Raw genomic sequence first — 11,507 nt, 5'->3', positions numbered from 1 at the left:
GCCGAAGGGAACCACACCGGGTCGATACGTCACGGTGACGGTTCCCTTCGGCGGGTGGTTCAGCGTTTCTGGGACCGGGCGATCGCCCGGTCGACCAGACCGGCGTAGATCTCGCCGAACGAGCCGCCGTCCGCCTCGATCGCGATCGGCACGAGCGACGTCTCGGTCAACCCCGGGGAGACGCTCACCTCGATGAAGTGGACCTCGCCGGTGCGGCTCACCACCGCGTCGGTGCGGGACACGTCGCGCAGCCCGAGCAGCCGGTGCGCGGACACCGCGAGGTGGGCCACCTTCGCCGCGGTCGTGTCGTCGATCCGCGCCGGGGTGTGGAAGGTGGTCAGCCCGGCGGTGTAGCGGGCGGTGTAGTCGTACACCCCCGACTCGGGCACGATCTCCACCGCGGGCAGCGCGCGGGGCGTGCCGTCCGCGTCCTCGATGACCGGCACCGCCACCTCGACGCCGTCGATGTACTCCTCGGCCAGCACGGCATCGCTGTAGGCGAGCGACCCGACCATCGCCGTCGGCAGCTCCGCCGCGGAGCGCACCACCTGCGCGCCCAACGCCGAGCCGCCCTGGTCCGGCTTGAGCATCAGCGGCAGGCCGAGCCGGGCCACCATCGACTCCAGCACCGGCTGGGCGCCGAGCTCGCGGAACGCGCTCTGCGGCAGCACCACCCAGTCGGGGGTCTGCAACCCGGCGCGGCGCAGGTCCGCCTTCGCGCTCGGCTTGTCCCACGCCCGGCGGCACGCGGCCGGGTCGGCGCCCACGTACGGGATGTCGAGCAGGTCGAGGATCGTCTGGATCGAGCCGTTCTCCCCCTCGCCGCCGTGCATCGCGATGACCACCGCGTCCGGCCGGTGATCGCGCAGCCGAGGCAGGAGGCCGGCATCGGCGTCCCACTCCTCCACCGTCACCCCGGCCGACCGCAGCGCGGCCGACACCCGTCGACCGGACCGCAGCGAGACGTCGCGCTCGTGCGAAAGACCCCCGGCGAGCACGGCTACCCAACGGTCGGACACGGTGAACTCCCTAGCGAAAAAGGCACGGCGGAATCGCGGCGCACCGAAGGTACACCGCAGGTGGGCGGACGATCAGGCGGTGTCCGGGGCGGGCGTCTGCGGACCGGACAGCACGCGGCTCATCGCCGGGCCGAAGGTGCGCAGCAGCTCCAGCTCGTCGGACAGCACGCCCGCGAGCCTGCGCACACCCTCGGAGATCCGCTCCGGCGGCGGGTAGCAGAAGGACAAGCGCATCTGCCTGCTACCGAAGCCGTCGGCGTAGAAGCCGGTGCCGGGCACGTACGCGACCCGCGCGGTCACCGCCCGTGGCTGCATCGCCTTGGTGTCCACCCCTTCGGGGACCGTCAACCAGACGAAGAAGCCACCGTCGGGCCGGGTCCACGTGCACCCGGCGGGCATGTGCTGCTCCAGGCCCGCCAGCAGCGCGTCGCGGCGCTCGCGGTACATGGTCTGGAAGGACTTGATCTGGCCCTTCCAGTCGTGCGTCGCCAGGTATCGGGAGACGACCATCTGGTTCAGCGTGGGCGCGCACAGCGCGGCCGACTCGGCGGCCAAGACCAGCTTCTCCCGCACGCCGTGCGGGGCCAGCGCCCAGCCGACCCGCAGGCCTGAGGCGAAGGTCTTGGAGAACGACCCGAGGTAGATGACGTTGTCGGAGTCCATCGACCGCAGCGCCGGGTAGATCTGGCCGTCGAAACCGAGCAGGCCGTACGGGTTGTCCTCGATCACCAGCACGCCGTGCCGGTCGCAGATCTCCAGCACCTCGGCGCGGCGCGCCACCGCCAGCGTCACGCCCGCGGGGTTGTTGAAGTTCGGGATCGTGTACAGGAACTTGACCCGCCTGCCCGCTTGGTCGGCGGCGGCCAGCGCGGCCCCCAGCGCCTCGGGGACCAAGCCGTGCTCGTCCATCACCACGTGCCGGACCTCGGCCTGGTAGGAGGCGAAGGTGCCCAGCGCGCCGACGTAGGACGGGCCCTCGGCGAGCACGATGTCGCCGGGGTCGACGAAGATGCGGGTGACCAGGTCCAGCGCCATCTGCGAGCCGACCGTGACGACCAGGTCGTCGGGGTGGCCGGTGACGCCCTCCAGGGCCATGACCTCGCAGATCTGCTCCCGCAGCTTCGGCACGCCGTGCGCGGAGCCGTACTGCAGGGCGGTCATGCCCTCGTCGGCGATGATCGAGGCCATCTGCTCGGAGAGGAAGTCCAGCGGCAGCGCGGCCAGGTTCGGCATGCCACCCGCCAGCGACACCACCTCGGGCCTGCTCGCCACCGCGAAGAGCGCTCGCACCTCGGAAGCCGTCATCCCCGCTGCCCGTGCCGCGTAGCGCTGCAGGTGGGGGTCGAGACTACGGGCGCCCGGTCTTTCGGGCGGTTGGCCGGAGGTGGTCATAAGTGGCTCCTGGGGTGGAAGCAGTCAAAACAGTGTAACCAGAGGAGTGACTTACCCCTGAGTTCGCGGTTCGCGGTTCCGGCGCAGGTCACATCGCCCTATTCTGAGGCGGTAAATCGCCGTCCTACCCCTGCGGGCGCGCGAAGCAATCCGCGAGGCACGGGAGGTTGGGTGTCGCGACGCGTAGTCGGCGTCACGCTGGACAACCTGGAGCACCTCCCCAAGCACTGCCGGGGTTGTGTCTACTGGGAACTGGCGCCACACCTCAAGGAGCAGGCGGAGGAGTTCGGCACCACCGAGCTGGAGAAGGAAGCCTGGGTGTCCAGCGTCCTGCTGGACTGGGGCTCCTGCGGCCGAGTCGTCTACAGCGACAAGCTGCCGGTCGGGTTCGTGCTGTACGCCCCGCCCAACGCCGTACCCCGGGCGTCGGCGTTCCCGACGTCGCCGGTGTCGGCCGACGCGGTCGTGCTGACCGGGTTCCACGTGCTGCCCGAGTTCCGCGGCGGTGGACTGGGCCGCATGCTGGTCCAGGCCGTGGCCAAGGACCTCACGCGCCGCGGCGTCCGGGCCATCGAGGCCTTCGGCGACGCCAAACCGGACGAGGAACGCTCCTGCGTCGTCCCCGCCGACTTCCTCACCAGCGTCGGCTTCAAGACCGTGCGCCCCCACCCCCGCTGGCCCCGCCTGCGGCTGGAACTGCGCACCGGCATCACCTGGAAGGAAGACGTCGAGGCCGCCCTCGAACGTCTCCTGGGCACCGTCTCGGTCAGCACCGCGGCCCCCGTGTTGCAGCGCTGACCTGTCCCCCACCGGGTTGAACTTTATCCACAGCCCCGCGTTTTGGGCCCATTTCCCCAGTTCGCGTCTATCCACATGCCCTCAACCTGTCCACAACTCCTTCGTCCTCCACCGAACAACCCGCTCCCCCCGCTAGACTGGAGCAGGGCCGCCCCCCAGAGGTGGGTGGGGGCTGCGCTGGGTCCGGGTTGGGGGGGCAACAGGGGGCGGCGGCCAGCGCGGGGGCGACTGTGTGAGGCCACCAGGCAAGCGCGGGGGCGAGGCGCACGGACGACTGAGCGGTGAGACGGCCAGGCGTCCAGGGGTGGAACGACGGAGCGCGAGGCGCGGCGGGCGCGCTGGGCAAGCGCGGCGTGGTCAATCGGCTGGGCGCGTGGCGGTGTGGACCGGGCCCTGGAGCGTGCGGTCGGCGGCCTCTAGGACGGTCACGGTGGTGAGCTTGTCGCAGGTGAGTGGGTTGTCCACCGTGTGACTTGGCGGAGGGCCTGGTTGGGCGTTGGGGCGGGCCATCGGATGCCGTGGCGGGGGTGGCCGTGCGGCGCGGGGGTCGTTGGGCAGCGGCTGGAGTTCGAGGATTGTTGCGGCTTGACCGACGTGTGGATGATCCGCCTGGGCGAGCTCGACAACGGTTGGCAAGGCTCCGGTGCGAGGTTGCCCTGGGCTCGGTGAGAGTGCTGGTCAGCCGTGTGGCAAGCGTTTGCGGAGATGGGTTGCTTGGGCAGACGTGGGTCTGCCCAAGCGGGGGAGGTTATTCGGCCTTGGCCAGTTCGTGGGCCAGGACGTCGGCGAAGGTGAAGCTGCCGGTGGGCTGGTCGTTCTCGCCGAGGAGGTAGAGGCGTTTCACGGCCACGACGATGCCCTCGGCCACCACGTCGCGGAAGGACGGGTCGGTGAGCTTGTGGCGGTCTTCCGGGTTGGTGAGGTAGCCGATCTCGATGCGGACCGCGGGGCACCTCGTCATGCGGAGCAGTTCCCACGTCTTCGGGTGGGCGCCGCAGTCGCGCAGGCCGGTGCGCTTGGCCAGTTCGCGTTGGATGAGGCCTGCCATGGCCTCGCCCAGTGTCGAGGTGGCGCCGTCCTTGCCGGTGCTGCCGAAGTGGAAGCTGGCCACGCCCTGCGCGTACGGGGACCGGTTGGCGTCCGAGTGCAGGGACAGGACCAGGTCGGCGCCCGCCTCGTTGGCGAACTGGGCCCGGGTCGACTCGTCGGGGCACTGGTCGGGGCCTCGGGACAGGAGGGCCTCCATGCCGGTGGCCACCATGCGGCCTTCCAGCCTCCTGGCGAGGTCCCACATCAGGTCGGACTCGTTGACGCCGTTCACCGACACGCCCGTGTCGGCGCCGCCGTGGCCGGGGTCGATGATGATGCGCTTGCCCGTCAGCCTGGGGCCGGAGCGGCGGACCCGCTCCTGCTCGCGCAGGAGGACCGGGCGGCCGCCGCGGGCGCGGGGGGAGAGCTGGCGCAGACCGCGGATGGTCTCCGGGCCGCAGATGCCGTCGATGGTGAGGCCGTAGTCGCGCTGGAAGTTGCGCAGCGCCGCCTCGGTCTGGGCGCCGAACACCCCGTTGGGGCGACCGGCGTCGTACCCCAGCTCCAGCAGCCGCTCCTGGAGGGTGAGGACGTCGTCGCCGGTGATGGGGGCGGAGACGAGGTAGGCCAGGGGACGGCCACCCAGCTGGTAGGTGGCGTCGCGCAAGGCCCGGTAGGTGGCCGGGCCGACCAGGCCGTCGGTGATCAACCCGCGCTGCTGCTGGAACGTGCGGACCGCGTGCTCCATGGCCGGGTCGAACTCGTCGCTGACCCCGTTGACCGGTGGCAGCAGGCCCAACGTCGCGAGCGTGGACCGAACCTCGGCTACGGCAGGCCCCCCATCGCCGCGGCGCAGTACCCGCATTCAGCCCTCGCTCTCCGCTCACGCACCGGTGGCCGGTGCTGATCTTCCGCTGTGCCCGAACAGGTAACCCATTGTGCCTTGCCTGGCTCCGCATCCCCCGCAGGGATGGCCCAGGACACGCGAACCCGGGGTCCCGCGTCGCATAACGAGACGTTCGGACCCCGGGTTCGGGTTGCTCGTACCGCTAGTTGATGTACTCGTCCAGGTCGTTGAGCAGGGTGGCCTTCGGCTTGGCGCCGACGATGGTCTTCACCGGCCTGCCGCCCTGGAACACGATCAGGGTGGGGATCGACATCACCTCGTAGTCGCGGGCCGTGCCCGGGTTCTTGTCGATGTCGAGCTTGGCCACGGTGATCTTCTCGCCGTACTCGGCCGCGATCTCGTTGAGCACCGGGGCGACCATCCGGCACGGGCCGCACCAGGTGGCCCAGAAGTCGACGATGACCGGCTTCTCGCTCTGCAGCACGTCGGAGACGAAGGACTTGTCGGTGACTGTGACGGTGTTCTCGGCCATCGGGCGCTCCTGTGGATTCGACGTGGGTGGGTGTCAGTTGGCGGTGCCGTAGCCGCCGCCGACCAGCTCGGGCGCGGCCTCCGCCGCGGCGGAGCCGTGCTCGGCCAGCCAGCGCTCGGCGTCGATGGCCGCGGCGCAGCCGGACCCGGCGGCGGTGATGGCCTGCCGGTAGGTGTGGTCGACCAGGTCGCCCGCGGCGAAGACGCCGTCGAGGTTGGTGTAGGTCGACGGTGCCTCGGTGCGCACGTAACCCTCGTCGTCGACGTCGACCTGGCCGTGCACCAGCGCGCTGCGCGGGTCGTGGCCGATGGCCAGGAAGAAGCCGGTGACGTCGAGCCGCGAGGTCTCGCCGGTGACGGTGTCGCGCACCGCCAGGCCCTCCACCTTGCTGTCGCCGAGCACCTCGGTGACCTCGGTGTCGAGCTGCCAGCGGATCTTCTCGTTGGCCCGCGCGCGCTCCAGCATGATCTTGGAGGCGCGGAACTCCTGGCGCCGGTGGATGATCGTCACCGACCTGGCGAAGCGGGTGAGGAAGGTGGCCTCCTCCATCGCCGAGTCGCCGCCGCCGAGCACCGCGATGTCCTGGTCGCGGAAGAAGAACCCGTCGCAGGTGGCGCAGGCGGACACGCCGCGGCCGAGCAGCTCCTGCTCACCGGGCACGCCCAGGTACCGCGCCGCCGCGCCCATGGCCAGCACCACGGCCCTGGCGGCGTAGCGCACGCCGTTGGCCTCCACGTACTTGACCTCGCCGGACAGCTCGACCGACTCCACGTCCTCCGGCCGCAGCTCCGCGCCGAAGCGCTTGGCCTGCTCGCGCATCTGCTCCATGAGGTCCGGGCCCATGATCCCGTCGCGGAACCCGGGGAAGTTCTCGACCTCGGTCGTGGTCATCAGTGCGCCGCCGAACTGCGAGCCCTCGAAGACCAGCGGGTCGAGCTGGGCACGCGCGGCGTAGACCGCGGCGGTGTAGCCGGCGGGTCCGGAACCGATGATGATCAGGTTTCGGATCTGGTCCGCTTCCGCAGACATGTGCCCTCCATCGCCCTCGCCGGGGTTCGTCGCCCGGTCACGTCGGTGTCAACGCGATCGTAGGCGGCGGTTGTTCCGGGCCGCGCCGGTGATGGAGGGCACCCGCCCGGGTGTCAGCCGACAGGGCGGTTGAACAGCGCTTCGCAGTCGGGCTTGACGACCAGTACCCGGAAGGGGTTCTTCTCCCCCGGGACGATGAGCAGCAGCATCGTGCCGGACTTGCCGTCCAGGGTGATCGGGCGCACGCCCGCCAGCTGCGCCTTCGCGTCGACGCCGTTGGCGGCGACGCAGCGCTCGGCGGTCGCCTTGTCCTTCAGGTCGCCGTAGTCGAAGCGGTTGTTGACCTGGCCGACCACGCCCGCGACCTCGTGTTCGCGGACCGCGAGCGGGCCGGTGTCCGCGCTGCCGCCGGGCGCGGGGACGGCCACGCCGTCGGTGGTCGGGCCCTTGCCGGGCAGGACGACGAAACCGATGGCCACCGCGGCGGCGGCCGCGGTCAGCAGACCGACGCCCCAGGCGTTGCGCCTGCCGCGCTTGCGGCTCGCGGCGGCGGCGAAGTCGAGCACCGGGGCGGGCTCGGGGCGCGGCGGGTCCTGCAGCGCGACGGGCGCGCCGCTACCGGCGAACGCCTGCCTGACCTCGGCCTCCAGCGCGGCGTCGAGTCGCGCGGCGAACCGGGCGGGCATCGGCGGGACGGGCGCGCCGCTCAGCTCACCGAGGCCGACCTTGACCGAGTCCAGCGCGTCGATGATCGCCTTCGCCTCGGGGTCGGCGTTGACCCGCGGCCACAGCAGTGCGCTGTGCCCCGGGTCGAGCAGCCCGGCGTGCAGATCAGCCAAGAGGTCGACCGACCATGGCGGCCCGTCGGGGTCTGGACCCCGCAGCTGTCCGGTCATCGTCCCTCCCAGTGGTGTCTACGCGGCCCGTTCCCATCTGCAACCGCGGCACCTGGGACGTTCGCATCTGCATCGGGGTTCCGCAGATGTCCCAGAACTTTGGCCAGTTTCGCGCGTCCGCGCGCGCAACGGCTCTTGACGGTGCCTTCGGCGATGCCCAGCATCTTGGCGGTCTCGGCGACCGAGTACCCCTCGACGTCGACTAAGACGATCGGCACGCGTTGTTCCTCGGACAGTTCGGAGAGGGCTCGGTGGACCACCAACCGGGTCTCGCGGTCGGCCATGGCATCGCGGGGGGTGACCGGTTCCCCCGGTCCGGCCTCCGGCAGGGGGACCGTCGGACGGGCCTGCCTGCGCCGGATCCGGTCCAGGCAGGCGTTGACCACGATCCGGTGCAACCACGTGGTGACCTGCGACTCCGCGCGGAAGGACCCGGCGGCGCGGAAGGCGGAGATGAACGCCTCCTGCAGCGCGTCGGCTGCCTCTTCCGGGTCGCGGAGGGTGCGCAGCGCCACCGCCCACATCCGGTCGCGGTGCCTGCGCACGAGCTCGGCGAAGGCACGGGGGTCTCCCGCGGCGTGGGCCGCGATGAGATCGGCGTCCGAACTGGCTGCGGCGGTCACCCGGACAGGGTATAGGGCGCTCACGCGCCGGTTGAACCCACTACGACCTGGGGATTCTCACCGCGCCCTGACGAAGCCGACCTCGGTCAGCTCGGACGCGTTGCCGTCGCCCAGTTTGGTGATCCAGATCAGGATGTGCTGGGTCGGTTCGGCGGAGTCGAGCTGCAGCTTGGTCTGCCCGGCCTGCAGCTCCGCCTTGCCGATGACCTTGGTCTCCTCCAGCGCGGGCTTCTCCGACGGCGCCGTGCGGATCTCCACGACGGTGCCGGAGCTCGGCGAGTCGATGACCACCTCGGCGAAGGGCACCGGCTCGGCGAACGAGGCCATGATCCCGACGCCGGGCTTGAGCGTCGGGAACGGCTGCTGGTAGCGGTCGGTCTTCCAGGACGTCTTCATGTCGCCGTCCACCGCGCGGTTGGCCCGGCGCGGGTTGTCCGGGGTGCCCTTGACGTTGAACACCTGCACGCCCGCGGCCTGGATCGGCTCGCCCGGCTGCGGCGGCTTCGGGTTGTTCTCGGCGTTGCCCGGCGCGGTGGCCACCACGGTCGGGCCGCCGCTGGTGGGGGTGTCGTCGCCGAAGAAGCTGATCAGCTGCAGGCCCACCCAGGCCAGCACGCCCACGGTGGCCACGGCGAGGGTGGTGACGCCGATGGCGAGCTTGCGCCGCTTGGCCCGGTCGTTGGCCGGGCGGCGGGTGGTCCACACCGTGCCGTCGTCGTAGTCGTCCTCGACCTCGTCCGGCACGGCGGCGATGAGCTGGGTGCCGTCCTCGTTGGCCTTGGCCCGCTCGAGCACCCGCAGCAGGCCCGCGCTGGTGCGGATGCCGCCGGTGGCGTCGTCGGAGAGGCTGCGGACGGCGGCGGAGGACAGCTCGTACGGGATGTAGCCGAACAGCGCGCGCGGCGGCACGACCTGGCCGTCCGGGCCCAGCGGGGCGCTCGGGATGCCGGGCACGCCCGGCAGCGGCCAGCGGCCGGTGAGCAGCAGGTACAGCACGGCGCCGAGGCCGCGCACGTCGTCCTGCAGGGTGGCCTCGGGCAGCGGGCCGGGGAACGAGAGCCGCAGCAGGCCGTCCGGGGTGACCCGGATCCGCTGCGGGTGGTCCACGCCCAGGACCATGCCGGAGTGGTGGGCCAGCTCGACCGCGGCGGCCAGCGGCTCCAGCAGCTTGGCCGCGGTGGCGGGCGGCAGCGGGTGCTCGGCGATGACGTCGACCAGGTCGGTGCCCTGGGAGAAGTCCGCGACGACGATGCCCAGCAGCCCCTCGGTCGGCGCGACGCCGTTGCCGGGGCCGAGCACGTCGAGCACCCGGGAGGTGCCCGGGTGGGTGATGCGGGCGGCGTGCATGGTGCGTTCGAGGACCCGGCGGGCGCGGCCCGCGGCGGGACCGTCGGCGGGGTCACCGGTGAGCAGGGTGAGCGCGACGTCGCGGCGCAGCTGGTTGTCCTGGGCGCGCCAGAAGCGGGCCTGCACCCGGGGGTCGGCGCCGAGCTCGGCCAGCAGCCGGTACCGGCCTTCGGCGACCACGCCACCGGGGACGAGGAATCCGGGCCCGGCTCTCCTGCCCGCCGCGCCCTCGCCCGCTGGGTACTCGGTCCGCCTCGTCGTCACCGATCTCTCCACCTGCCCGATCCGTTTTCGAGCCTACGGGAAATCCCGCGCCCACCGGTGACGGAGCGGGTCAGCCCCGGCGCACCAGTCGGGTGATTCGGCTCGTCGCGGGCTTGAGCTCGGGCACGCGCAGCACCGCCAACACACCGAAGGACACCAGGCAGGCCACCAGACCCTGGGCCACCAGGTTCACCCATCCGGTGGCCAGCGAGGTCAGGTCGGGCAGCACGAGTGACACCAGCCACGCCGCGCCCGCGCCGACCACACCGGCCAGCACGCAGGACGCGATCACCTTGACGATCTTCTTGCTGTGCAGGTTCCCCAGCCGCACCCACAGCCACATCTGCCCGAGCACGGCGCCGACGACGAAGGTGAGCGAGTTGACCAGCAGCACGCCGATGACCACCTGCTCGGGGTCGAGCAGCGCGCCGCACATGTACATCAGCGGGACCTTCACCGCGGTCATCACGACCATGATCAGCGTCGGGGTGCGGGCGTCCTTCATCGCGTAGAAGACCCGCAGCTGGAGCATGACCAGCGCGTAGGGCAGCAGGCCGAAGGCGGAGAAGGCCAGCGCGTGGCCCAGCCGCTGGGCCGAGGCCAGGTCGGTCTTGCCGCCCGCGAACAGCGCGACGCCCAGCGCCGTGCCGGTGACGGTCAGCACCGCGCTGATCGGCACCAGCATCACCGCGGAGAGCCTGCTGCCGGTGGACAGGTCGTCGACCAGCTTGTCCATGTCGCCGTCGGCGGCGGCCTTGCTCATCCGGGGCAGGATCGCCGTCAGCAGCGAGACGCCGATGACGCCGTAGGGCAGCTGGAACAGCAGCCAGGCGTTGGCGTAGGTGGTGGCGCCGCCCTCGCTGGCGGCGGTGAGCACCCGCTGGGTGATGACCAGGCCGACCATGCTGATCGCGACGTAGCCCAGGATCCACAGCGCCAGGCCGCCGAACTCGCGCAGCCGGGCGTCGAAGCCGAAGTTCCAGCGGAAGCGGAACCCGAGCTTGCGGATCGCGGGCAGCAGGATCACCGACTGCACGACGATGCCCAGCGTGGTGCCGACGCCCAGCACGAGCAGCTTCGCGTCGCCCATCCGCACCGGGTCCAGCGAGATGTCCCCCGGCACGATCTTGTAGACGATCAGCGTCGCGATGATGACCAGGTTGTTCACCACCGGCGCCCAGGCCGTGGGGGCGAAGACGTGCTTGGCCTGCAGGATCGCGGAGAGCAGGGCGAACAGGCCGTAGAACAGGATCTCCGGCAGCAGCAGGTAGGCGAAGGCGGTGACCAGCGCCGGGTTGGACGAGCCCGTGGAGTCGTCGACGTAGAGCGAGGTGAGCGCGGGTGCGGCGGCCACGGCGATGATCGTGCCGATGAACAGCACGGTCATGCCGACGGTGAGCAGCTGGTTGGTGTAGCCCGCGCCGCCGTCCGGGTCCTTCTGCGAGCGGACCAGCAGCGGCACGACCACGCTGGCCAGCACCCCGCCCAGCAGCAGTTCGAAGATGGTGTTGGGCAGCGTGTTGGCGATGGTGAACGAGTCGTAGGTGAGGTTGATGCCGACGATCCAGCCCATCACCACCTTCCAGCCGAAGCCGGTGATGCGGCTGACCATGGTGGCGATGGCCATCGTGCTGCTGGCGCGGGCCAGTGACGGCTGAGCGGGTTGCGCGGGGGTCGACTCGGGACCCTGCCCACCTTGCTGCACCGCGGTCGTCCTCACTTCGTGCCCGC

Annotated in this window: 10 protein-coding genes; 1 reads left to right on the top strand and 9 read right to left on the bottom strand. The window is 71.3% G+C overall.

All coding sequences use genetic code 11. The annotated features are described in order from the left end of the window. Positions 1-59 precede the first annotated feature (59 nt). The gene (locus CLV40_RS14285) at positions 60-1,019 is read right to left on the bottom strand and encodes a D-alanine--D-alanine ligase family protein (protein WP_104479351.1); all 960 of its coding nucleotides are present in this window, start codon (positions 1,017-1,019) and stop codon (positions 60-62) included. Positions 1,020-1,091: 72 nt separating this feature from the next. Then, positions 1,092-2,411 (bottom strand): aminotransferase-like domain-containing protein, encoded by a 1,320-nt coding sequence (locus tag CLV40_RS14280; protein WP_104479350.1) that lies wholly within the window; start codon positions 2,409-2,411, stop codon positions 1,092-1,094. Positions 2,412-2,582: 171 nt separating this feature from the next. Between CLV40_RS14280 and CLV40_RS14275 the strand changes: the two genes are divergently transcribed. Beyond that, positions 2,583-3,209 (top strand): GNAT family N-acetyltransferase, encoded by a 627-nt coding sequence (locus CLV40_RS14275; RefSeq protein WP_104479349.1) that lies wholly within the window; start codon positions 2,583-2,585, stop codon positions 3,207-3,209. Positions 3,210-3,957: 748 nt separating this feature from the next. On the opposite strand, the gene CLV40_RS14270 is transcribed toward CLV40_RS14275, so the two are convergent. From CLV40_RS14270 to murJ, 7 genes are all read right to left on the bottom strand, one after another. Next, complete coding sequence (locus CLV40_RS14270) at positions 3,958-5,103, bottom strand: N-acetylmuramoyl-L-alanine amidase (RefSeq protein WP_104479348.1); 1,146 nt, start codon at positions 5,101-5,103, stop codon at positions 3,958-3,960. A 184-nt stretch (positions 5,104-5,287) separates the two neighbouring features. Next, the gene (trxA, locus tag CLV40_RS14265; protein WP_104479347.1) at positions 5,288-5,617 is read right to left on the bottom strand and encodes a thioredoxin; all 330 of its coding nucleotides are present in this window, start codon (positions 5,615-5,617) and stop codon (positions 5,288-5,290) included. Positions 5,618-5,650: 33 nt separating this feature from the next. Then, the gene (gene trxB, locus CLV40_RS14260; protein ID WP_104479346.1) at positions 5,651-6,646 is read right to left on the bottom strand and encodes a thioredoxin-disulfide reductase; all 996 of its coding nucleotides are present in this window, start codon (positions 6,644-6,646) and stop codon (positions 5,651-5,653) included. Between the two features lie 113 nt (positions 6,647-6,759). Next, positions 6,760-7,542, bottom strand: a complete 783-nt coding sequence (locus CLV40_RS14255; protein ID WP_104479345.1) for a hypothetical protein — start codon at positions 7,540-7,542, stop codon at positions 6,760-6,762. Then, positions 7,539-8,165 carry an RNA polymerase sigma factor SigM gene (gene sigM, locus CLV40_RS14250; RefSeq protein ID WP_104479344.1) on the bottom strand — a complete coding sequence of 209 codons (627 nt, stop codon included), beginning with the start codon at positions 8,163-8,165 and terminating at the stop codon, positions 7,539-7,541. The genes CLV40_RS14255 and sigM overlap by 4 nt, the downstream gene beginning before the upstream one ends. Before the next feature lie 57 nt (positions 8,166-8,222). Continuing rightward, the gene (locus tag CLV40_RS14245; RefSeq protein ID WP_181043493.1) at positions 8,223-9,776 is read right to left on the bottom strand and encodes a protein kinase family protein; all 1,554 of its coding nucleotides are present in this window, start codon (positions 9,774-9,776) and stop codon (positions 8,223-8,225) included. 70 nt (positions 9,777-9,846) lie between these two features. After that, on the bottom strand, positions 9,847-11,481 hold the full coding sequence (gene murJ, locus CLV40_RS14240) for a murein biosynthesis integral membrane protein MurJ (RefSeq protein ID WP_245931277.1): 1,635 nt from the start codon (positions 11,479-11,481) through the stop codon (positions 9,847-9,849). Positions 11,482-11,507 lie beyond the last annotated feature (26 nt).

Origin of the sequence: Actinokineospora auranticolor (assembly GCF_002934265.1) — a bacterium.
GTDB lineage: Bacteria > Actinomycetota > Actinomycetes > Mycobacteriales > Pseudonocardiaceae > Actinokineospora > Actinokineospora auranticolor.
This window is presented reverse-complemented; position numbering and strand designations above follow the sequence as displayed.

Excerpts from the sequence above, each read along its gene's own strand:
- CLV40_RS14280 (WP_104479350.1), bottom strand. The coding sequence starts at position 2,411 with ATGACCACCTCCGGCCAACCGCCCGAAAGACCGGGCGCCCGTAGTCTC.
- CLV40_RS14270 (WP_104479348.1), bottom strand. The coding sequence starts at position 5,103 with ATGCGGGTACTGCGCCGCGGCGATGGGGGGCCTGCCGTAGCCGAGGTT.
- trxA (WP_104479347.1), bottom strand. The coding sequence starts at position 5,617 with ATGGCCGAGAACACCGTCACAGTCACCGACAAGTCCTTCGTCTCCGAC.
- trxB (WP_104479346.1), bottom strand. The coding sequence starts at position 6,646 with ATGTCTGCGGAAGCGGACCAGATCCGAAACCTGATCATCATCGGTTCC.
- CLV40_RS14255 (WP_104479345.1), bottom strand. The coding sequence starts at position 7,542 with ATGACCGGACAGCTGCGGGGTCCAGACCCCGACGGGCCGCCATGGTCG.